Raw genomic sequence first — 23,378 nt, forward strand, 5'->3', positions numbered from 1 at the left:
AAATAGAAGTCGACTCACTTTTTACTTATATTTATAATTCTTCAGCGTTACGATATTTTTTCTGTTTTGATAGTACAAATGTCACAACAATACTCGTTACAAATGCAATACACATACCGATAATGTAGTGTGTCCAAGAACCGGCTGCAATTGAGATGACACCAGGAATCCCTGCTGCTCCTAATGCTGTTGCTTTAACTTGGAAAAATGACACATAGGCTGCTCCAAGACCTGAACCAATCATTGCACCAATAAATGGGTAACGTAACTTCAAGTTAACCCCGAACATTGCTGGTTCTGTAATACCTAATACGGCAGACACCCCTGCTGCAGACGCTACACCTTTTAGTTTTTTGTTTTGTTTAATTAACATAAATGCTGCCAGTGCTGCCCCACCTTGTGCCATATTTGACATTGCTGCGATAGGGAAAATAAATGAACCGCCTGTTGTTGCATGTTCCGCAATGAGAGATGTCTCGATGGCAATAAAACTATGATGCATACCTGTAATAACAATCGGCGCATAGAATAGACCAAAGATTAAACCTCCGATTGCGCCACCCGCTTCGTACAAGTATGTTAAGCCATCAGTCAACCAGTACCCCATCGTACGCGTTAAAGGACCTACAAACAAAAATGTTAAAAATGATGTAATGAAGATTGAAAATAATGGTGTTAATAAGTTATCCAAAACTGTTGGAATAATACGTCGTAACCCTCGTTCTATCATTGCCAAAATATAAGATGATACTAAAATTGGTAACACTTGACCTTGGTACCCAACTTGCGCAACGGATAGACCTAAAAACTCCCATTTAGGAATCGGGTCGCCATTCGCAAGTGCTTCAGGATAAGCATAGCCATTCATAAGATCTGGATGCACCATAATCGCACCTAATGCTGCACCTAAGAAAGCATTACCACCAAAGCGTTTGGCTGCACTAAATCCAATGAGAATAGGTAATAAGGCAAATGGTGCACTTGCAAAAATATTAATCATATTAGCAAATTGTGCAAAGTGTGGATACATATCAACTAATGATTGACCTTCAGCAAAAATACCTTTGGCCGTAAAAATGTTGTTGAGTCCCATTAACAGACCACCAGCTACGATTGCTGGAATAATTGGTACAAAGATATCCGACAACATCTTCACAAAGCGTTGCAATGGATTCCCTTTTTTCTTCGTTTTCTTTTCAATTGCTTCTGTCTGTGCTTCCGATTGTGAAGTACCACCAATCAGTTGATCGATCTGCGCATATACTTGATTGACCGTACCTGAACCGATAATAACCTGATATTGATCTGCTGTCGAAAAAGTTCCCTTTACAACATCCAAATCATTTAATGCTTTCTCATCTACAATACTTTCGTCCTTTAAAGATAATCTTAAACGTGTAGCACAGTGTCCCATCTCTTCAATGTTCTCTTTGCCACCAATCGCCTCCAAAATTACCTTTGACTCTTTTTCAAACGCCATATAATCCCTCCTCAATAACCCTTAAAACTACTTTTATTTATATTGTTTAATGCCTAAATAACGCAAATGGAACCGGTACCAAAACTACTTGATTATATTTTACTTACTTTGTGTTGTAGAATCAATGGCATTTATAAAATTTCTCACAATTTTTTCTCAAAGTTCATTTTAAAGTCATTAAAAAAACATATTCTCGATTCAAAAATACGAACATATGTGCTATATTAATAACACTTATCTTTTAATTGATTTCCTCTCTTCAAGAACTTATGCAGTCTTATTCGTTATGCAATGCACATCGATCGTACTATCTTTGACACTTCCTCCAGCTCTCCTGATTTTTTAACTTAATGCGTCATTTTTTTACACATTTTTTATGCTTTGGTCTTATTTTTTTAGTTTTTTACTTCATTTTTATACTTATTTAGCATTTTTTTAATGTTTTTCACCCTACCAATATGTCAAAACTTTTCTATATAAGACAGAAATATACAATTACCTCAAACACATTGTTACTGCCATTTCGACAACTATATAATTAATCATATTTATTGTTGTTTATTACGTATTTTGAGAATGGAAGAGGTTAGCTATGCGAGGAATTACAATTGAATTGTTGACACAGTGCCAGTCCGAAACGTATCGCGTACTTGACGAGATACAATTACTAGTGTCATTAGATGGCATTCTTGATATACAACACAATGGCAGAAGTCGTCATTGCTATAACCATATCGCGATTATTAACAACTTGGATATCGTTCAAATTTCGAACGCACAATCAATGCTAAAAGTATGTATTCCAATGCATTTTTTCTCAAAATATCATGCAAATAATCATACGGGCTACTTCAGCCAAGATCGCTTCTCTTCGCATACCAAAGTCATTTCTTTGTTAAAACGTATTATTAAGGATGACCAAAACAAGCATAGTCAAGCACTTATGTATGATATCTTGAAGATTTTATTTGAAGAATCATATGTTCAAATAAAAGATTTTTATACACCTGATATATGTGTTAATAACAAGTTGTTAAACAACATTTTGCAGTATATGTATGACCATCTAGATACACGCGTTTCACTTAAAGTTTTAAGCGAACACTTTTATGTTTCACAATCTTACATTTCTATACTGTTCAATAAGTATTTGAATTATAGTTTTAAAACATTCTTTCTTACTTTAAAAGTAGGATATTCTTTACATTCACTTTTAACCACCAACGATACAATTCAGAGTATTGCTGCACAATATGGTTTTTCGAACTATAGCAATTACTCAAAAATATTCAAGTCCTATATTGAGATAAGTCCTGCAGATTATCGCACACAAGCAGGTAATATGGATGTTATGTTGACCGTACAACCTTTTGATTATGAACATTTCATTGGTTACCTTACACCAGACAATCTATCCCATTCAGCCATGAACATTACAATTGATTTCAATGAATTAGAACAACCGAGCTATACCCACAATCGGCAACTCTATCTCGAAGTATCGAACATTCATATATACGATGCAATACAACAGATGCATACACAGTTGGTTGATTCGACAGCACCAGCCAACTTAACACTTTACTTTCAAGACTTGTCCGCCAAAGAGATGCGTTTTAATAACACTATCGAACTCAATCACTTTTGTCAGTGTATCAAGTCAATCAACCTTTCATATGCCTTTCGAATTCATAATATGAAGCAATTTGAAGCATTTGATCAGTTCGTTTTGAAGCCGATGTTGCGTGTCATGTCTATAAATCCATACATTATCCAACCTGAAGACTTCAAGGTGTCTCTCATTCTCATGTCTCATTATTTTTCGGCTCAAGAGATGATCTATATTAAACAACACATGTGCAAATACCTACCACATTGTCAAGTTGCATTGTTTGTTCAAACACCATTCTCTTCCAAGCATCAAAGAACAATCCATACAATGTGTCAACAAGGCGTTTCATTCGACTATTATTGTATCCCCTTTGCTGCACTTATCGAATCAACTTCAACACTAATTACACCATCACTTATCGACAATGTGTTGAACAGATTTCAGCTGAGCATGGATGATAGCTACACACCGATTGTACTTACTGACTTAGATGAAACAACAATGGCAAATTTGTGGCGTATATCCACCATCTCTTATCCAAATAAGTTTTTAAGTCTATTATTAGCACTTCCTAGTATCGTCTCAGGCATTGGTTTTGCACTGACATCATCACCTAAGAATGCCATTGCATATTACAATCAATATAGTCATCAACTACCTTATGGCTATATCAATCAACTCTATCAGCACTTCGCTGGCAGGCTAAATAGTCAAACGGAACATTACTTATTGCATGATACAGACGATGCATACTTATTGTTATTATTTGACCCTTATTTCTCTCAAAGCAATATCACATCCTATGCACCACAGACATACAACTATCAAGTGCTAAGTGCCTATACACTCTCAACACAACTAGTTGTGACATATACTTATGATGAGGTTCACTCCAATGTAACAAATGGCATTTCCCAAGACATGGAATTATATTATTTACCGTCAAAAGATGTTGAACTCATTCACCAAACATTCCAACTACAACCGCATGTAACTGTGCATAATTTTTTCAACAAAATATTGCATATCTCATTACCGCCTCAACAAATTAAATTGATTAAAATCTATAAACATAAAGCAACGAAAAAGACTCATATATTATAAAAGGTGGCTCACTCGTGCAAGCCACCTTTATTTACTCGATATATTCATTTTTTGTTGCATACCAGCCGAATATTAAGACCATGGCATTCATTGTCAACATCATCATAATCACAACAGACCATGTATGACATAGATCGTAAACAATACCAATTAAAAATGGACCGACAGCTGCAATCCAGTAACCTACAGATTGACCAAATCCAGAGAGTGCCATACTAACCTGCGTTGTCTTAGCACGAATTGAAAACAATGTCATACACACACTAAAACATGCGCCAATACCCATCCCAGTGAAAACCATCGCAAAGATTAGCAACCAGTATTGCTCCGTAAAAAGTAAACTAAATCCTATCCCCATCAACGCTACAATAATATAGACCAGCACACGTTGGCTCTGCATGCGCGCCGCAATAATTGGGAATGTAAACGTCATAGGCAATTGTGCAAATTGATTCAGCATTAAAAAATATCCTGCTGACTCAGGCGCAATCCCTTTACCCACTAAAATAGATGGATACCATGCAACAATACTGTAAAACATCATAGATTGGAAAGCCATCATTAATGCAACTGCCCACGCCATCTTAGAACGATAGATTTTTACAGATTTCTGATTGACTTCTGTATCGGAACTTATAGTCTCCATACTCTCATCCGTTTTCTTAAGTTGTGGTAACCATACCAACACCGCACTTACAGCTATCACGACCCAAAATGCTAACGACAACCGATAAGATAAGGAAGATAATGTTGATAATGGATAGCTCAAGCCACCACCCAGTCCTGCTGTAAAGTTCATCGTTGCACTATAAATTCCTGTAATCAAACCAATCTGTAATGGAAAACGCCACTTGGCATATGCGGGCAACGTCACATTGCCAAATGCAATCGCAATACCTAAGACGACTGTTCCAATAAAAAAGGTTACAACGCCACCACTCACACGTAAGACAAGTCCAACAATCGTCAGCAATACAGCATAGAACAAGACGTGCGGCATCGCATAGCGCTCCAATACTTTGGAAGCCAATGGTGAAAAAATGCCAAAAATAATCAACGGTATCGTCGTGATTAACCCTGCCACACCATTATTAATATGTAAATCTGCTTTAATATTATCGATAACGGGCCCAACGGCTGTTAAGGGGGCACGCAACGTTCCTGCAATAAGCACAATACCAATTACTAACAGCCATTGATCTTGAATACGTCTTCCTTGCAATTGGTTGGTCATTAACAAATCCTCCAGTTCATATATAGCTTTATCTTATCATAATCAATCGTCACTTTTACGCATAAGTTACATACAATCTATCCACTATAATTCCTATAATATACGAAGATAACTACCCAATAATATGTCCTTATGCCACCTAAGACAGGTATTGTTTTCCACCTTATTTTTCTCACTTTATGTCTATTTTTCTGCTAATCTTCTATCTTTCGTCACAATTTTGTCACGAATTCATTTGATTTTCTACTTTCTGTATCCGTTTTCTTTAGTTACAATAAAGGTATCTTTACATAAAGGAGTCTATAAATAGATGAAACAAAAACAAACATTGGGTATTGCTATTATTGTAGTGATGTTAGTTGTAACAGTCGGCATTGTTATCGCTATTATGGTGTCTAGCCAAAAAGAAACTTACTATGGCTACATGATGGATGATACAACAGCTGAGAAGATCGTTAACGCTTCAACAGGCGAAGTTGAAGAGCATGTAACACTTACACCAGACGAGCATTTCAAACCACATAAAGGAGACTTCGTGATGCTCACTGCTAAAAAAGGTGGAGATCATGAATTCGTCAAACAAGAAATTGTAGAACACGATGATGTTCCACATGGTCTCATGATGAAAATTCATGAAATGCATATGCATAATCACTAAAACATACGTAAATAACAAATATTAATATTTTATACAAGAATCGATTACTTAACCGATTCTTGTTATTTTTTTACTACGGACAAGACGATAACCATGAGAATGATAAATACGACACCTAAGAGTTGCCACGCGCCAAAAGATACATCTAGCCACACGATTGATGTAAGTAATGCCATCAGTGGCTCAATCGTGCCTAACAAGCTCGCTTCATGTGGAAATAAATAATGCAAACTATCAATGTAAAACCAAAAGGCAATCATCGTTCCAAAAACTATCGCAAACCAAAAAAGTGCATGTGTCTGAAATGACCATTCTGCTAATGAAACTTGCCATGGCGGGTGAATAAAACTCAATGCACTCCCACCAATAAACATTCCCCAACCAACGACATTCAATGACCCCCAGCGTGCAAGTAATCTAACTGGATAAACTGTGTAAAACGCCAATGCAATGGCTGATAATAATCCCCAAATAATAGCACGCTTTGGGACTTGCAAGTTTTCAACATGCCCGTTGGTTAACAATAAGTATGTGCCTAATAATGCGAATAGAATAGCTAATGCCTCTTTGACACCAAAATTTGTTACTTTCCTTATAACTAAATAAGCAATAATAAAAATAGGGCCTATGTATTGTAACAATGTCGCTACTGCCGCATTTCCATAATTGATTGCTGACATAAAGGTATATTGAACAGCTAGCATACCAAAAATACCATAAATAATGATTTGTATCGCTGCACGCTTATCCCTCCAAATCAACAAGACTTTCTTACCTTGCGTTATAAAGGACACCATTATTAACAACAAGCCAGATATAGCTAACCTTACCGCTACAAACCAGGTGACGTCGATGTTTTCCTGTTGAAATAACCATTGTGACACAGTCCCACCTACACCCCAAAATGTAGCACTAATAATCACGAGTATATAACCAATCCAGCGCTTTTGATGTTGTAACGTCATATGTTTCCTCCCGTTCTACGCCATTTTTATCAATCTAACATGTTTTTTCTATATCATACAATCTTTATTTTCTGCTATCATAAATAGAAAAACCTTGCTGTGTCTTTTAACCACACAACAAAGTTTTCCCAGCAATAACTTACCAAATAATATTTTCAACTACTTCATCCGTTAAAGATTTAACGACTTCAGCTACAAGTTTGACTGCTTGTTGATAGTCTGATTGGCTCATAACTGAAACGTTTGAGTGCATATAACGAAGTGGCACGGATAATGCAACAGATGGGACGCCGTCTAGTGATTTATGAATATTGCCTGCATCTGTGCCTCCGCCTGGTAATGAATCCCATTGCAATTGAATGCCGTGTGCTTTAGCAACCTTTTTGATATGTCGTATCAATCCAACATGACCAATGTTACTTGCATCCATATTTAATACTAATGGGCCTTCACCTAACTTTACATCGCCATCTGTCATACCCGGTGTATCATATGCAACACCAACATCAACAGCAATGGCAAGGTCAGGTTTAATTTTATGTGTAGCAACTTGTGCACCACGCAAACCGACTTCTTCTTGAACATTGGCACCTGCCACTAAGTTGACATCTAATGTGTCCTCTTTCAATGCTGCCATCACATCAACTGCAAGTGCACAGCCGAAACGATTGTCGAATGCTTTCGCTGTCATATAATCATCATTTAATAATGTTTCAAATTCAGAATACGGTGTAATCATATTACCAATCTCGATACCTGCCGCTTCGACTTCTGCCTTATCGTGCGCACCAACATCAATAAACATATTTTTGATATCGACAGGTTTGTTGCGCTCTTCCACCCCTAACACGTGTGGTGGTTTGGAACCGATAATACCACGAATTTTTTTACCCTCATCCGTTGTAATCGTCACCTTTTGCGACAACATTACTTGATTCCACCAACCACCAATCGGCGTGAATTTAATAAAACCGTTATCGTCAATCTTTGTCACCATAAAACCAATTTCATCTAAATGACCTGCAATCATAATCGTACGTTGCCCTTTTTGAGAAGCTTTTTTCCCAAAGACACCGCCAAGATTATCATAAATCATCTCATCACTATTTGGCTCAAGCAACGCAATCATTGCCTTTTTGACATCATATTCATGGCCAGCAATACCATCAAGATCGGTTAAGTGCTTTAATAATTTCTTTGTTTCTGTCATCATTTATACACCCCTTATATTCTTTTCTTTTTATGATACCAAAAGACATAATATTTTGTATATTAGGGAGTGAAACAGAAATCTCATGTTGCTAAAAAATACCGTTGTCCCACCTCAACAAAGCTGAGCAGTTATGAAAAAAACATATTTTACGACAACTTCTGCTACTACGTCATTCCCCACACTTTGAACAGTATTTTCTATTTAATGCCCCACTGTCTAATAGATACAAAAAATCTCAACAAAACATGCCGAACAAATGTCTCGTTAAGATTTTCTGATGTTTATTTCATTTTATAGTTATCATCAAAGAAGTTATATTTTGCCTTCTTATCGTGCTTTTTCGTCTCTGTATTGAATCCTTGTAAGAAAAGCCCTCGCTTTAAATGAATCGGTTGGGCAATATATGTGTTTTTCTCATCACCTTCTAATGTAAGTTCTTTATAGAAAATACCTTTACGCGGATCATATTCTTCTTTTTCCTTAATTATTTTCTTATCTAAATGTTGCTCTGTTAAATATTGGTCGATTAACTTTAAATTTTGACTCTTTTGATAGCCTTTGTAACCAAAAAATCCTGCCCCAACGAGAATAAATAATACAATAGCTGCTAATATAAACCCCATAATTTTTTTAAACATGGCGCACGCCTCCAACTTGATATATATGATACATCTTACCATAATTCAAACGTTTTCAGTATTAACTCTTCTCCACGTCACATAATCGTCAGAACTCAATCATGTTATCAAATCATTTGTGCAACAATGATGAAAACCTTTACAATAATGATAGTAATTATTTTACTACATTTAAGAAAGGGGGACTGCTGATGCACACATTTTGGCAGACACCTGATAGTCGCGCAGCTTTACTTAAACAACTTGTAGCACATCCTAGCGTCACACATTCTCATGGTGAAACAACTTTTCCAATGATGGTTCGTGACTTACTGATGCAACTCCCATACTTTCAACAACATTCCGAATACATATCTCTTGTGGAAACAGATGATGCCCGTCATGCAGTCATGGCATTTTACCATTCACCACAAGCCACTCAAACAATTACATTGATTAGCCATTATGATACTGTTGGAATTGAGGACTACGGTCCCTTTCAACCCTACGCATTTGATATGGATCAACTCACTACAAAATTTCAACAAGATATGCGTTATTTAGATCAAATGAGTCAAGATGATTTGCATTCAGGTGACTATTTATTTGGTCGTGGCTCTATGGACATGAAGCCAGGTCTCATGTTACATATGTCACTTATCGAACAAGCTATCATTGAACAATGGGAAGTCAACCTTATTTTGATGACAGTCCCAGACGAGGAAGTCACTTCAAAAGGCATGCATGCTGCTGTTACGTATTTAGCTCAACTCTGTGACCGATATGACTTGTCTATCGCTTTACATCTGAACAGTGAGCCAACTTTCCAACAAGCACATCATGATACGAATCATTATCACTATACAGGATCTATCGGTAAGATTATGCCGGGCGTACTCGTTTATGGATGCGAAACACATGTAGGTACGCCTGCTAATGGATTGAGTTCAAATTTTATTTTAAGTTATATTCAACAGGAAATAGAATATCACACACGTTTTCAAGAGTATTTTGAAATAGAGGAAACACCTCTGCCCGTCAGTTTACGAGTTACAGATATTAAGCAACACTATGATGTGCAAACACCCTTCCGCTCGGTTGCACTTTTCAATATGTTCTTGTTTAAACGTAATGCGAACGAACTTTTCGCTAACTTCAATAATGCGGTGACTGACGGTATGAATAAAGGTCTATCCACCTATCAACAACGTATTGCAACAACAGGTGGTACAGCATTTGATATGCAGTTAATAACCTATGATAAGCTGTTGCAATATGCCATTGAACATTATGGTCAAGAGAAAGTGAATGAAATCATTCATACACATATTCAGATTGAAGCGGAACCACATATGCAATCTATCGTAGTGGTCGATGCTTTAATGCGTTTATGCCGTGAGTTAGGTCCAACAGTTGTAACATTCTTTGCACCCCCATATTATCCGGCGACTAATGCCTCTTATCATCCTTTAACTGAGCGCATTAGTGAGACCATTGATGCTACATTACAAGCGCAGTTCAATCGTAAATCAAAGCGCATTCATTACTTCAATGGTATTAGTGATCTAAGCTATGTCGCACCATCACCTAATGGATCGGGCTTTGAAGCTTATGCAGATAATACCCCTGTTTTTAATAAAACATACACAATTCCATTCGAAGCGATTGAAGCTATTCAGGCACCAATGATGAACTGTGGTCCTATTGGTAAAGACGCACACAAAGTGACAGAACGCATTCATACAAAAAGTGCTTTTGAAGAACTACCTGTTATTTTGTCAACTATCATTAAACAGCACTTTTTATAAGTATCAAAAAGACATTGTATTGACTACAATTTTGACCAATACAATGTCTTTTTACATTCTATTATTTTATGCTACTGTTTTTTCACGTTTTGATAAATTAAACATTGTGAATAAGGCAATGACACCGAAGACAGCTAGGAAGATAAATGCCATGTTACTGCTTCCTGTCATTGAGGTCACTGCTGAAATAACAAGTGGTGGAAAGAATCCGCCGAGACCTCCCATCATTGAAACAATACCGTTTGCCACACCTGCTTCTTTCGCAAAATAGTGTGGTACAAGCTTAAAGATTAAGCCATTCCCGATACCGGCACAAACACTTACTGTCAAACAGCCAACTGTGAATAATACCATACCATTAGATAGACCAATAATTAAAGCACCGACAATCATTAATGAGAAGAATACTTTTAACATTGTAACAGCGTCGAATTTATCACCTAACATACCACCGACTGGACGTAAGAACGTTGCTAATGCGATAAATACACCCGTGCGAATACCAGCATCTACTTTGTCTACGCCGAAGTGTTCTACTAAGAAGTTAGGTAAGAATAGACCGAATGCTACAAACGCACCGAATGTAATAAAATACCAGAAACTTGTGTAGTACAACTTGTAGTTACCTAATAGTTTACGTGATTGTTCTACTAATGGTACTTTTAATTTGGGTTCATTACCGTCACCAAGTAAGAACATAATAACTGCAAATACGGCCATCACGACCAAATAACTTCTAACAGTGTTTTGCCAACCGATAATACCAGCAATTGGTGGTGCTAAAAACGCTGATACAGCTGTTCCTAAGTTCCCCATGCCATAAATACCATTTGCAAGCCCCACTTTATCTTTTGCAAAGTATTTAGGAATAGACGTTACACCCACTGAGAAAATTGCACCGCCGACACCTAGGAAGAACCCAGCAAACATCAAGTTACCTGGTGTCGCTGCTTGACTTAATAAGAAGATTGGCACAAGCAATACGATAAAGCTTGTGAAAAACACCCATTTCGCACCGACGATATTTGTTAAATAACCAAACGGCACACGCAATACCGAACCTAAAATAACCGGAATTGCTAAAATAATTGATAATTGACCACTTGTTATATCAATGTCCTGGGAAATAAACGGCATTAACGGTGCAATAATTGTCCATGCCATGAATCCAGCAACTAAGCTGAGTGTTTGAAGTCCCAACTGTAAACCAGCCTTTGATTTATCCATAATTGATTCACCTTTTTCTTTAATAGATCTCTGATATCAAAAGAATTATTCTACTATTTACTTTTGATACGTTTGTTCATTCTCAGTGTAACGTGATTGTGAAATACATAACATAAGGACTTACCCTATACCGCTAAAGGAGTATCCCCTAACACAAAACAGACACAAATAGAACATTTTTAGGCTATTTCAAAATGGAAAAGTCTATCCATGCGCTATGTCATGGACAACGAGATGTTTTGCTTATTCATGTGCATGCAAACAATTGTAAACACAACGCCATATAATTCATTGAAATAAAATCGTTATACTCTAAAACTATAAATCACTAGAGATAATAAGTTATATATCTTTTCACATCAATTTTTACCGTTATTTTTTCAATAGCACGCTTAGCTGTAAAAAATATTCTATAAAAGAAATGTACATTTCAGATAAAACATGCTATTTTATTGTTAACAACTCAATTACATAGAGAGATGAGTAATATTCAAGAAAGGAGGATTAACCATGTTCAAAAAAGTATTTACGACATTGAGCATTCTTACAACACTTTACTTATTCAATACTGGACATATCACTTATGCAGAGCAAGATGATACTATTTTAGAATCAACTGAAACAACAGTTATTGCAACACCAACAAATCATGACATTCCTGAAGCCACGGAAGAAGACAGCGAAACAAATTATAATATTCCTGAAGAAGTAGCAGAAAAAGACACTGAAACAAATGATGATATCCCTGAAGTAGTTGAAGCTACTGACAGTACTACATCAGCAATTAATATAATCGAAAATACAGAAAATTCAGAAATATATACTGTTAGTGACTCATCTGTAGCGACGGAAAATTCTGAAGTACAACCTATCTTTACAACAAATGACTCTTCTTTATCTGATGAAAAAGTTATTGGTCAAGACAGTCGAATAGCTGTTAAAAATTACTTAGCTGATCCCTACAAAAAAATCGTACTTCTAAAAATGCATTTTAATAACTTCTCTGCAAAGGGTACCGGGGCAATGATTAATAAAAATACAGTTTTAACAGCGGCACATAATGTTTATGATTTTGCAACTAAGAGTTTTGCTGAACAAATAACTGTCATTGCTGGTGCTCAAGGAAAACTCCCTTTAGGAACAGCAACAGTTATTCAAAAGTTTGTTCCAAAAGAGTGGATAAATTCTGCGTCTAAAGAATATGATTTTGCTGTATTAAAGTTAAATAATGATTTGGGGAATAAAACTGGATTTTTTTCTTTTTCTCAAGATACCTCACTCAATCAGACACTACAAATTGCCGGTTATCCTGGTGATAAAGAATCTAATACACTATATTCCGGAAAAGGCAGGCTATTAAAAACCACACAACATAACCTTTATTATGATGTGGATACATTTAATGGTGAAAGTGGCAGCCCTATTTTAAATGATCAAAATTTGATTATAGGTGTTCACACTGCTGGGTCTGCTGGACCTGATGAATACAACTTGGGCACACGTATAAATAAAGAAAAATTAGCACTTATCAAACAATGGATTGGTGAGATACAAGAGTTAAAGTACGATAAAAAGGTCACTATTTCAAAATCTAAAATTATCGTATGGAAAGACTTAAAAATCCATGACCGAGTTAACGATAAAAGTCTCACATTAGGTAGAGTATGTATTGCTAAAAATGAATACATTCATCCAAATGGGCAAAGATATTTATCTTTATTCGATCATCGTGATAACTTCCTCGGCTATTTTAATAAAGTCGATACAACAGACTTAATCGCTGTAAAGTTAGACAAAGATGTACGAATCGTTTCAAAAAATTATGCAGTCTGGGGAAACTTTTTCTGGAATAAGAATCTAGGGCTTACCTCAAAATACTACAACCAGACGCTAAAAGCAAAATACGTATACACACTTGGAAATGGTGCTAAGTATTATTCTTTGTATGACAGAAACAACAAGTGGATTGGTTATGTTAATAGTCAAGCTACTAAATAAAAGGAGTGAAAATGATGTTCAAAAAAACAATTGCTGTCTCTTTATTAGCAACAGCTACTTTTGCCGGAATAGCAAGTAATACTTTTGCTGATAATTTTGATCCTTTATCAAATCTACCAACAGACGCTAATGGCGCTTGTATTATTGAAAGCGAGGATGAATTACAAACAGATAATATAGCAAACACGCAATTACCTTCTTCTACACAAAATGACACTACAACTGTTCAAGGTGTTCCATTCGATCATTGTAATGGATTTGTTTTTAAAACAACTCCTAAAAAATGGTCTATGAATCCACCAACAGATTTTACCGATTCTAATAGCCCACAAAATTCAGCAACCAATCATGTTGTACCAAAGACACCCGTTCAGACACCTGCACAACAAGTGACACCTGCAACAGATAATAATATATCTCAACAAGAACCTACTCAATCACCTTCGTCATCACACACAAAATTAAAAGAATTACCAAATACAGGAACTGATACACAGACATCACCACTTGCTATCTTTGGTTTCATTCTATTGGGCGGCGCACTTTTAGCTTATCGTCCAGTTACATCCTTATCAAAATCAAAATAATATCATCACCCCAATGTTGCAAGTCGATGCTTTCTACTTGTTATGTCGGGGTGTTTTTGCGTAAATAAAAAAGCAATCTCGCTTGTGTGACCACTCCCAAAATCGCTTTTATCTATTTAAAAATCAAGTAATTTCTTTTTCAACGCATATTCGACAAGCTCTGGTTTAGATTTCAAATCAAGCTTATCCATGATACGTGTTTTATGCGCTTCGACAGTCTTAACAGATACAAAAAGTTTTTCAGCAATATCCTTATTACCATAACCCTTCGCAATCAATGGGAGAATTTCTAGTTCTCTCTTAGACAGTATTTTAAAGGGATCATTTGAGTAAGCATCGTCACTAGAAGACTGTACAAATTCTTTCACCAATGATGTCGTCATTTTTGGATCAATATATGTTTGCCCTTTATAGACAGTTCTGATTGCCAATAATAACTGTTCATCCGGTGCATTTTTTAAAATATAACCATTCGCTCCACTTCTCAAGACATGAAACAGATATTCTTCATCGTCAAACATCGTGAGAATTAATATTTTGGTATCAGGAAAGCTATCCCGTATTTTACTCGTTGCAATTAATCCTGATTCTCCCGGCGGCATACTCAAGTCCATAATCAGTACGTCAGGTTCATGCTCCATCACTTTCTGATATGCTTCTACCCCATCTGCAGCCGTTCCAACGACTTCCATATCCTCTTGAAAGTTCAAAATCATCGAAAAACCTGTGCGTACTACCGCGTGATCATCTGCAATTACAATTTTCATGCGCTTATTCTCCTCACTTTTGGTTAATCGGTACATCAAGTGACACAATTGTACCTTTGCCTTTTTGTGTTTCGATATCTAGGTGCCCATTAACCAGTTCAGCTCGTTCGTTCATGCCATAAAGACCTAGTCCAGAACCTTTTGGTGAATCGCTTGGCTCGAATCCACACCCTTGATCAGACACTTCAGCATATAAAGTATCTGCTGTTCTTCTGACGGAAACATCCACAGCGTCCACACCTGCATATTTCATCGCATTGAATACCGCTTCTTGTACAACACGATACACAACTGTTTCAATCTCACTGTCGAAACGCTGTGGCAGCATATCAAAGTGATAGTTCACGACCAATCCATAGTTCAGTTCGAGTTGCTTGAAATAAGACTTAAACGCTGCATCTAACCCCAAATCATCAAGTGACGAGGGTCTAAGTTCTAACGATAAGTTACGAATATCATCAATCAGTTTCGTCATTAGTCTTTCGATGTTTTTCGCACCATCGAGCAATGTCCCCATCTCTTGTTGGTACTTTAGTAGACGCAACTCCACATTTACATTAATCAATTCTTGAACGACGCCGTCATGTAACTCTCGTGAAATGCGTTTGCGTTCATTCTCTTGTGCAGCAATTGTTTTTTGTATCATATTGCGCTGATATAACTTCTCTTGTCGCTGTAATTGCGGTGTCACATTTTGCAAGGTAAACGCCTTGATCTGATTCTCTTCATCAATCGTTTGATATGTCGCAGTGAATGGTTCTACCTTATTACTTGTTGTTTTCATAAATACTTGAAATGCTGTACTATCAATATCCTCTGATTTTAGAAAGCAGTTATTACACGTCTGTAACGCATGCTCATTCGTATAACCTTCACAATGTCCACAAATCGTGTTCGAAATACCACTTAAATCATTCTCCGGTGATATGACACGTTCGGCAGCTTCATTCATATAAATCACCTTACCATCAGCATCTATAAAAATAATCATTTCAGATGTTTGATGGTAATATGCATTTAAAAATGTTGAAAGCTCACTTAGTTGTTGTGTCATGATGGCATCACCTTATCCTCACTTGTTAAACTACCAATTCCTCTAATTTGAGAGATGTCTCTCGCAATCTTGGGTAACGGGGTTCCATCACGTTGACCGAATAACAACACACCTTTGACACGGTGATGATGCCAAAGTGGTATTGCAATTATCGAAGTAAGCTGTTCACTAATCAGTATTGGATAATTAAACAACGTGCTTTGAATTTGCTGTTCACTCGCATCATGAATCATCATTGGCTTCCCTGTTTTCATAACATTACCCGCGACACCGCGTCCATAACGTAGCTCGATGCGTCGATATCTTTCATTCAAGTTGCCTGACACGTATCTCCATTTGATCTTCGTGCCAACATGATTTTCTGTAGATAATGCGATACCAGCAAAGTCAAATTGATATTTTTGACGTAATCCATCCAACTCTCTTTGATAATCATGTTGTGAAAAATCAATCTGGTTCACGGTCATCACTCCATATTAAATTTTATGTTTACGATAAATGATATAACTACGGCTGGCATAAGTCAACGGCACACTCCATACATGTACCAAACGAGTGAATGGCCAACAAGCCATAATCGTAAAGCCAAGTAAGATGTGCAATTTAAATGCAAGTGGTACGTTCATCATTAAACTTGAATCAGGGCTAAGTGTAAATACCCCTCTGAACCAAATAGAAATCGTTTGACGATAATCAAAATCTGGCACTGTTGCATTCGTAACTAATGTGGCGTAACAGCCAACAAATACAATGGCTAATAGTAAAAAGTTCACAAAAATATCTGATGCTGAACTTAGACGACGAACATTTTGTTTTGTTACACGTCTTGCCGTTAATAGCAACATCCCTATCAATGTCATTATACCAAAAATGCTACCAATATACACTGCACCGATATGATAGAGGTGGTTATTGACCCCTACACTTTCCAACCAATGTGCTGGGATTAACAATCCAACGACATGCCCGAAAAATACGGGAATAATCCCTAAGTGAAATAAGAGACTTCCCCATTTCAGCTGCTTTTTTTCAATAAACTCACTCGACTTTGCCGTCCACGAAAATTGATCAAACTTATAACGTGCGATGTGACCAATGACAAAGATTGCAAGGCAAAGATATGGGAAGATTACCCATAAAAACTGATTAAACATGTTGTTTCACCTCATCATCTTCTACTATACAGCGTTTTAATGTTTCGCGAAGACCACGGATTAAATGGCTGTATGGATTACCTTTTTCTTCTAAATATTTCATGATTGGGTACGTACCATCTTCAATAATCATAATGAGCAGTTGCATATTTTCTTGCGCACGATCATCACCATCCATATTGGCTGCATATAAAAACTCCAACATTAATGGGAGATAATCCGATAACTCATTAGATGGCATCTCAAGACCGAACATTTCATATAAGACCTTGAGTTTTGCCAACATTTGACCGCGCTCTTTTTGCGTATCAAACTTATTAAACGTCATATAGAGCGTTGTTTTTTTGTTGAAATCAAATGTATCAGTATACAATGCTTGAATGTCTGACAAGCTTCTTTCATACATCAATTCACGATAAGTTTTCACATGAGGATACGCTGGGTGATCCTCAGTGAAGACTTCTTCAAATGTCTTTGGATGGAACGTTAACTTCTCCGGAAAACTTAATTGCTGACTCATAAATCCTAATGTGTCTTTATAGTATTTCAGCATTTCAAGATTAATCACGGAAAATCCCTCCATAGAAACTTTCATTATAAATTTCTTGACCTGATTTACCTGCGCCTACTGATACGCTACAACCGTCACAGTTAGAACCGAAATACTCGCCTCCATAACCTTGACTACCTTGTGCCACATACGTATCCATATATTGTTCTTTGTGAGATGTTGGAATTACGAAACGATCTTCGTGTTTTGCAATGGCAAGTAGGCGATACATATCTTTCGCTTGACGCTCCGTTAAACCAACGCGTTCTAAGCGTGATACATCGAACGCACGCCCTGTATTTTGTGCACGCATGTAACTTCTCATCATTGCCATACGTTGTAATGAACCTTTAACCGCTGTTGTGTCCCCTGCTGTAAATAATTCAGCCAAGTATTGAACTGGTAAGCGCATTTCTTCAATTGCTGGGAAAATAGCGTCTGGATTATTCGCAGTGTTTTTCCCCTCAAAGTAATTCATGATTGGACTGAGTGGTGGACAATACCATACCATTGGCATTGTGCGATATTCTGGGTGTAATGGGAATGCCAATTTATATTCAATAGCCAATTTATAGATTGGTGAGTTTTGTGCGGCTTCAATCCACTCTTGTGCAATACCATCTTTTTCAGCTTGTTCAATGACCTCTTGATCAAATGGGTTCAAGAATAAATCTAATTGTTTTTCGTACAAATCTTGTTCGTTTTCAGCTGTTGCTGCTTCTTGTACTCGGTCTGCGTCATAAAGCAATACGCCTAAGTAACGCATACGACCTGTACATGTTTCAGAGCATACTGTCGGCAGACCCGCTTCAACACGTGGGAAGCAAAATGTACATTTTTCAGCTTTGTTTGTTTTCCAGTTGAAGTATACTTTTTTGTACGGGCAACCTGTCATACAGTAGCGCCATCCACGACATGCTTCTTGGTCAACAAGTACGATACCATCTTCATCACGCTTATACATTGCACCTGATGGACATGATGCCACGCAGCTCGGATTCAAACAGTGTTCACATAGGCGTGGTAAATACATCATAAATGTTTGATCGAAGTTGAACTTGATGTCTTCTTCAATTTTTTGAATATTAGGGTCTTGTGGTCCTGTAATATGACCACCCGCTAAGTCATCTTCCCAGTTTGGTCCCCAGTCGATATCCATACGTTGACCTGTCATCACTGAATGCGCTTTGGCAACTGGCGTATGTTTAGAATCTTTAGCTGTTGTTAAATGCTCATAGTTGTATGTCCATGGCTCATAGTAATCTTTGATGATTGGCATATCTGGGTTGTAGAAGATTTTACCTAATGCAATCTTGTTAATACGTGTCCCCGATTTCAATTCTAACTTACTATTTTTATTGAGCGTCCAACCACCCTTGTATTGTTCTTGATCTTCCCAACGTTTCGGATAGCCAATACCTGGTTTGGTTTCTACGTTGTTGAACCACATATATTCCGCACCAGGTCGATTCGTCCACGTGCTTTTACATGTCACACTACATGTATGACATCCAATACATTTATCTAGATTTAATACCATAGCTACTTGTGCTTTAATCTTCAAGCCAATCCACCTCTTTCATCTTTCTCACGGCAACGTATACGTCACGTTGGTTACCGATTGGTCCGTAGTAGTTAAATGAGTAACTGATTTGTGCATAACCACCCATAAGTTGTGTTGGTTTTAGGTGAATACGTGTCGGTGCGTTGTGTGAACCACCGCGTGTACCAGAAATTTCTGATCCTGGCGTTTCAATATGTTTATCTTGTGCATGGTACATAAACATCGTGCCACGTGGCATACGGTGTGAGACAACCGCACGTGCTGTGACAACACCATTTCGGTTATAAACTTCTAACCAGTCGTTATCGTTAATATCGTGTTGTGCTGCATCTTCATTAGAAATCCAAACTGTTGGCCCACCACGGAATAATGTCAACATGTGTTGGTTATCTTGGTAAGTTGAATGAATATTCCATTTACCGTGTGGTGTTAAGTAACGTAATACAAGTGCATCTACGCCACCTTTAACTTCTTTATCTTTCGTACCGAATACCATTGGCGGTAATGTTGGTTTATAGACTGGTAACGACTCACCAAACTGCTGGAATACTTCATGGTCAATGTAGTAACTTTGACGACCTGTCAATGTTCTAAATGGTACGAGACGTTCAATGTTTGTTGTAAATGGTGAGTAACGGCGACCTTGTTTGTTAGAACCTGGGAATACCGCTGTTGGGATGACTTCACGTGGTTGTGATGTAATGTTCAAGAATGTAATCTTTTCAGATGCCCGTTCTGCAGAGATATCTTTCAGCTCCATGCCTGTTTGTCGCTCGAGATCTTCATATGATTTTTGAGACACGCGACCGTTTGATGCAGAAGATACGTTTAAGATAACGTCTGCTACTTTACGTGCTGTATCGATACGTGGTTTATTATTTTTCACTGTATCATCTTCCCATTTACCAACCATGCTGCGTAATTCATCATATTCTTCTTTAACGGAGAAGCTAACACCGTGGGCGCCAACTTTGCCATTTTCTAATAATGGCCCTACAGAAATGAATTTATCATGTACATCTGTATACGTACGATCTACTACTGCAAATCCTGGCATTGTTTTACCAGGAATGGCTTCAACTTCACCTTTTGTCCAGTCTTTAATTTCACCATAAGATAATGAAATTTCTTGTTTTGAGTCATGTGCTAATGGCGCTGTCACAATATCTTTGAATGTCCCATTCAAATGAACACGTGACATCTCAGAGAATGTCTTACTCAATGTTTTGAAAATATCCCAGTCAGAGCGTGATTCCCATAACGGGTCGATTGCCGGATTAAATGGGTGAATGAATGGGTGCATATCTGTTGATGAGATATCATGCTTTTCGTACCAAGTTGCTGCTGGTAACACGATATCTGAGTACAACGGTGTTGCTGTCATACGGAAGTCTAAAGATACGAGTAAGTCTAACTTGCCCACTGTGTCTTCGCTCCACTCAATTTCTCTTGGTTTTTCACGTTCGTTCGGTTCAGCCATCAATGCAGACTTTGTACCTAATAAATGTTTCATGAAGTACTCTTGTCCTTTGGCAGAACTTGAGATTAAGTTTGAACGCCATACAAATAATGATTTCGGATGGTTTCGGCGCAAGCCAGGGTTTTCAACTGCAAATTTTGTTTTACGTGATTTCACATCTTTTAATGCACGTGCTAATACCGCTTCGTTTGTAAACTCTCCAGCATCGCGCGCTTCTTCGCCCCATAACAAGCTGTTGCGGTCGAATTGTGGATATGATGGTAACCAACCATTACGTGCTGCAAGAACATTGTAGTCTGCAGGATGTTGTAATTTAATATTTTCGGCAAGTGGTGACGCAAGACGATCTACACCAGACTCTTCATATTTCCACTGATCAGTTGCAAAGTAGAACCAGCTTGTACCATTTTGTAAACGTGGCGGCCCTTGCCAGTCTTTCGCAAAAGCAATTGTGCTCCATCCTTCAATAGGACGACATTTTTCTTGACCAACGTAATGTGCCCAACCGCCACCATTAACACCTTGGCAACCACATAACACAACAAGGTTTAAGATTGAGCGGTAGATTGTATCAGAGTTGAACCAGTGGTTGATACCTGCCCCCATGATAATCATTGAGCGTCCACCTGTATCAATCGCATTTTGTGCAAACTCACGTGCGACTTGTGTTACAACATTCGCTTTCACACCTGTCACTTTTTCTTGCCATGCAGGTGTATAGAATGATGCTGCATCTTCAAAGCCTTTTGCTTCTAATTCGTGATCGAAACGTTTCACACCATATTGTGATGTCATTAAGTCATAAATTGTTGTAACAAGTGTTTCTTCGCCATTTGCCAATGTCATTTTACGCACTGGAATTGGACGTTCAAATACGCCATTACCTTTATTATCGAAGTATGGAAATTGAATTGTCACAAGTGCGTATTCACCAGTTGCCACTGTCATTGCTGGGTCGATTGTTTCACCTTGTTCGTTTTCTAACTTAAGGTTCCACTTCTTACCTTCTTCCCAGCGTTGCCCCATTGTTCCGTTGGGTACTTGAATCGTATCCGTTAACGTATCGAATACGACTGGTTTCCATTCGCTATTTTCCGATGTACTACCGAAGTCACTTGAACGTAAGAAGCGACCAGCTTTATAACCGTTCGCATCTTTGTCTAAACGAATTACGAAAGGCATGTCTGAATATTGTTTCGCATAGTTGATGAACATTTCAGAAGGTTCGTCCTCATAAAACTCTTGTAAAATAACGTGCGTCATCGCTTGTGCAATCGCAGCGTCAGTACCTGGATTTGGTGCTAACCAATTATCTGCAAACTTAACATTTTCTGCGTAATCTGGTGCAACAGAGACAACCTTAGCCCCTTTATAACGTACTTCTGTCATAAAGTGCGCATCTGGTGTACGCGTTAATGGCACGTTAGAACCCCACATCATAATGTAAGATGCGTTATACCAGTCACTTGATTCAGGTACGTCTGTTTGTTCGCCCCATATTTGTGGTGACGCTGGCGGTAAGTCAGCATACCAGTCGTAGAAACTTAACATTTCTCCACCAAGTAATGAAATAAAACGCGCACCCGCTGCATAGCTGATCATAGACATCGCTGGGATTGGCGTAAAACCTGCAATACGGTCTGGACCGTCTTTTTTGATTGTGTAGATTAACTGTGCTGAAATTAACTGCGCAACATCTTTCCATTTCGCACGCACATGCCCACCTTTACCACGAGCTGATTTATAAATGCGTGCTTTTTCATCATCTTCAACAATAGAAGCCCACGCTTTAATTGGATCTTGATGCTCTGCTAAAGCTTGTGTCCAAAGATCCCACAATTTTCCTCTAATATATGGATATTTAATGCGTAATGGACTGTATTCATACCAAGAAAATGATGCACCACGTGGACAACCACGAGGTTCGAATTCTGGCATATCTGGTCCACAGCTTGGATAGTCTATTTGTTGGTTTTCCCAAGTAATAACACCATTCTTAACAAATACTTTCCATGAGCATGACCCTGTACAGTTAACACCATGTGTCGTTCGCACAACTTTGTCATGACTCCATCTTTCTCTGTACATTTTTTCCCATTCACGGCTTTTATGTTCCAAAACTGACCAGTTACCGTTAAACTTTTCAGTCGGCTTAAAAAAGTTTAATCCAAATTTTGCCATATTCATCCTCCTCAATAGACATAGACTTTCCTTATTATCCTCATTTTACTTTTGTTCAATTTTTCACGATACTAGGGAATCGCCTATTTATAGCGTCATATTCCCTATTTGTTCATAAAATCACA

The 23,378-nt window shown here is 37.6% G+C and carries 18 protein-coding genes; 5 read left to right on the plus strand and 13 right to left on the minus strand.

The genetic code is table 11. The features are described 5' to 3' along the window. Nucleotides 1-31: 31 nt before the first annotated feature. Nucleotides 32-1,480, minus strand: a complete 1,449-nt coding sequence (locus NXS11_RS04290) for a sucrose-specific PTS transporter subunit IIBC (RefSeq protein WP_259199269.1) — start codon at nucleotides 1,478-1,480, stop codon at nucleotides 32-34. Between the two features lie 592 nt (nucleotides 1,481-2,072). On the opposite strand from NXS11_RS04290, the gene NXS11_RS04295 reads away from it, so the two are divergent. After that, nucleotides 2,073-4,196, plus strand: coding sequence for a helix-turn-helix transcriptional regulator (locus NXS11_RS04295; protein WP_259199271.1), 2,124 nt, complete (start codon nucleotides 2,073-2,075; stop codon nucleotides 4,194-4,196). A 31-nt stretch (nucleotides 4,197-4,227) separates the two neighbouring features. On the opposite strand, the gene NXS11_RS04300 is transcribed toward NXS11_RS04295, so the two are convergent. After that, nucleotides 4,228-5,430 (minus strand): CynX/NimT family MFS transporter, encoded by a 1,203-nt coding sequence (locus tag NXS11_RS04300; RefSeq protein WP_259199274.1) that lies wholly within the window; start codon nucleotides 5,428-5,430, stop codon nucleotides 4,228-4,230. 310 nt (nucleotides 5,431-5,740) lie between these two features. Between NXS11_RS04300 and NXS11_RS04305 the strand changes: the two genes are divergently transcribed. Continuing rightward, a complete protein-coding gene (locus NXS11_RS04305; protein ID WP_259199276.1) occupies nucleotides 5,741-6,088 on the plus strand; it encodes a DUF4889 domain-containing protein in 348 nt (115 codons plus the stop codon). 62 nt (nucleotides 6,089-6,150) lie between these two features. On the opposite strand, the gene NXS11_RS04310 is transcribed toward NXS11_RS04305, so the two are convergent. The 3 genes from NXS11_RS04310 to NXS11_RS04320 all read right to left on the minus strand — a co-directional run bounded on the left by NXS11_RS04310 (nucleotide 6,151) and on the right by NXS11_RS04320 (nucleotide 8,904). Continuing rightward, nucleotides 6,151-7,053: an EamA family transporter gene (locus NXS11_RS04310; RefSeq protein ID WP_259199278.1), complete on the minus strand. Its 903-nt coding sequence runs from the start codon at nucleotides 7,051-7,053 to the stop codon at nucleotides 6,151-6,153. 139 nt (nucleotides 7,054-7,192) lie between these two features. Then, complete coding sequence (locus NXS11_RS04315; RefSeq protein WP_259199279.1) at nucleotides 7,193-8,263, minus strand: M42 family metallopeptidase; 1,071 nt, start codon at nucleotides 8,261-8,263, stop codon at nucleotides 7,193-7,195. Between the two features lie 284 nt (nucleotides 8,264-8,547). Next, nucleotides 8,548-8,904 carry a DUF3139 domain-containing protein gene (locus tag NXS11_RS04320; RefSeq protein ID WP_259199280.1) on the minus strand — a complete coding sequence of 119 codons (357 nt, stop codon included), beginning with the start codon at nucleotides 8,902-8,904 and terminating at the stop codon, nucleotides 8,548-8,550. A gap of 191 nt (nucleotides 8,905-9,095) precedes the next feature. On the opposite strand from NXS11_RS04320, the gene NXS11_RS04325 reads away from it, so the two are divergent. Then, nucleotides 9,096-10,691, plus strand: coding sequence for a M20/M25/M40 family metallo-hydrolase (locus NXS11_RS04325; RefSeq protein ID WP_259199281.1), 1,596 nt, complete (start codon nucleotides 9,096-9,098; stop codon nucleotides 10,689-10,691). A 66-nt stretch (nucleotides 10,692-10,757) separates the two neighbouring features. Here the strand turns inward: NXS11_RS04325 and NXS11_RS04330 are convergent, their stop codons facing one another. Continuing rightward, nucleotides 10,758-11,918, minus strand: a complete 1,161-nt coding sequence (locus NXS11_RS04330) for a nitrate/nitrite transporter (protein WP_259199283.1) — start codon at nucleotides 11,916-11,918, stop codon at nucleotides 10,758-10,760. A 510-nt stretch (nucleotides 11,919-12,428) separates the two neighbouring features. Between NXS11_RS04330 and NXS11_RS04335 the strand changes: the two genes are divergently transcribed. Together NXS11_RS04335 and NXS11_RS04340 are read left to right on the plus strand one after the other, a co-directional pair. Continuing rightward, a complete protein-coding gene (locus NXS11_RS04335) occupies nucleotides 12,429-13,916 on the plus strand; it encodes a trypsin-like serine peptidase (protein ID WP_259199284.1) in 1,488 nt (495 codons plus the stop codon). Between the two features lie 14 nt (nucleotides 13,917-13,930). Continuing rightward, a complete protein-coding gene (locus NXS11_RS04340; RefSeq protein WP_259199285.1) occupies nucleotides 13,931-14,503 on the plus strand; it encodes an LPXTG cell wall anchor domain-containing protein in 573 nt (190 codons plus the stop codon). A 116-nt stretch (nucleotides 14,504-14,619) separates the two neighbouring features. Here the strand turns inward: NXS11_RS04340 and nreC are convergent, their stop codons facing one another. The 7 genes from nreC to NXS11_RS04375 are packed head-to-tail and all read right to left on the minus strand — an operon-like array spanning nucleotide 14,620 to nucleotide 23,253. Then, a complete protein-coding gene (gene nreC, locus NXS11_RS04345) occupies nucleotides 14,620-15,270 on the minus strand; it encodes a nitrate respiration regulation response regulator NreC (RefSeq protein ID WP_259199286.1) in 651 nt (216 codons plus the stop codon). 13 nt (nucleotides 15,271-15,283) lie between these two features. Beyond that, the gene (locus NXS11_RS04350; RefSeq protein ID WP_259199287.1) at nucleotides 15,284-16,324 is read right to left on the minus strand and encodes a sensor histidine kinase; all 1,041 of its coding nucleotides are present in this window, start codon (nucleotides 16,322-16,324) and stop codon (nucleotides 15,284-15,286) included. Next, nucleotides 16,321-16,785, minus strand: a complete 465-nt coding sequence (gene nreA / locus NXS11_RS04355) for a nitrate respiration regulation accessory nitrate sensor NreA (protein WP_259199288.1) — start codon at nucleotides 16,783-16,785, stop codon at nucleotides 16,321-16,323. The genes NXS11_RS04350 and nreA overlap by 4 nt, the downstream gene beginning before the upstream one ends. 15 nt (nucleotides 16,786-16,800) lie before the next feature. Then, nucleotides 16,801-17,478: a respiratory nitrate reductase subunit gamma gene (narI, locus tag NXS11_RS04360; RefSeq protein WP_259199289.1), complete on the minus strand. Its 678-nt coding sequence runs from the start codon at nucleotides 17,476-17,478 to the stop codon at nucleotides 16,801-16,803. Then, nucleotides 17,471-18,046, minus strand: a complete 576-nt coding sequence (narJ, locus tag NXS11_RS04365; RefSeq protein WP_259199291.1) for a nitrate reductase molybdenum cofactor assembly chaperone — start codon at nucleotides 18,044-18,046, stop codon at nucleotides 17,471-17,473. Before narJ ends, narI begins: the two co-directional genes overlap by 8 nt. Next, on the minus strand, nucleotides 18,039-19,592 hold the full coding sequence (gene narH / locus NXS11_RS04370; protein ID WP_259199293.1) for a nitrate reductase subunit beta: 1,554 nt from the start codon (nucleotides 19,590-19,592) through the stop codon (nucleotides 18,039-18,041). Before narH ends, narJ begins: the two co-directional genes overlap by 8 nt. Beyond that, entirely contained in the window at nucleotides 19,582-23,253 is a 3,672-nt protein-coding gene (locus NXS11_RS04375; RefSeq protein WP_259199296.1) for a nitrate reductase subunit alpha, read from the minus strand. The genes narH and NXS11_RS04375 overlap by 11 nt, the downstream gene beginning before the upstream one ends. Nucleotides 23,254-23,378: the final 125 nt, after the last annotated feature.

The organism is Staphylococcus americanisciuri (assembly GCF_024814435.1).
Lineage (GTDB): Bacteria > Bacillota > Bacilli > Staphylococcales > Staphylococcaceae > Staphylococcus > Staphylococcus americanisciuri.

Coding starts and splice junctions, on each gene's coding strand:
- NXS11_RS04290 (WP_259199269.1), bottom strand. CDS start 1,480: ATGGCGTTTGAAAAAGAGTCAAAGGTAATTTTGGAGGCGATTGGTGGC.
- NXS11_RS04295 (WP_259199271.1), top strand. CDS start 2,073: ATGCGAGGAATTACAATTGAATTGTTGACACAGTGCCAGTCCGAAACG.
- NXS11_RS04300 (WP_259199274.1), bottom strand. CDS start 5,430: ATGACCAACCAATTGCAAGGAAGACGTATTCAAGATCAATGGCTGTTA.
- NXS11_RS04305 (WP_259199276.1), top strand. CDS start 5,741: ATGAAACAAAAACAAACATTGGGTATTGCTATTATTGTAGTGATGTTA.
- NXS11_RS04310 (WP_259199278.1), bottom strand. CDS start 7,053: ATGACGTTACAACATCAAAAGCGCTGGATTGGTTATATACTCGTGATT.
- NXS11_RS04315 (WP_259199279.1), bottom strand. CDS start 8,263: ATGACAGAAACAAAGAAATTATTAAAGCACTTAACCGATCTTGATGGT.
- NXS11_RS04320 (WP_259199280.1), bottom strand. CDS start 8,904: ATGTTTAAAAAAATTATGGGGTTTATATTAGCAGCTATTGTATTATTT.
- NXS11_RS04325 (WP_259199281.1), top strand. CDS start 9,096: ATGCACACATTTTGGCAGACACCTGATAGTCGCGCAGCTTTACTTAAA.
- NXS11_RS04330 (WP_259199283.1), bottom strand. CDS start 11,918: ATGGATAAATCAAAGGCTGGTTTACAGTTGGGACTTCAAACACTCAGC.
- NXS11_RS04335 (WP_259199284.1), top strand. CDS start 12,429: ATGTTCAAAAAAGTATTTACGACATTGAGCATTCTTACAACACTTTAC.
- NXS11_RS04340 (WP_259199285.1), top strand. CDS start 13,931: ATGTTCAAAAAAACAATTGCTGTCTCTTTATTAGCAACAGCTACTTTT.
- nreC (WP_259199286.1), bottom strand. CDS start 15,270: ATGAAAATTGTAATTGCAGATGATCACGCGGTAGTACGCACAGGTTTT.
- NXS11_RS04350 (WP_259199287.1), bottom strand. CDS start 16,324: ATGACACAACAACTAAGTGAGCTTTCAACATTTTTAAATGCATATTAC.
- narI (WP_259199289.1), bottom strand. CDS start 17,478: ATGTTTAATCAGTTTTTATGGGTAATCTTCCCATATCTTTGCCTTGCA.
- NXS11_RS04375 (WP_259199296.1), bottom strand. CDS start 23,253: ATGGCAAAATTTGGATTAAACTTTTTTAAGCCGACTGAAAAGTTTAAC.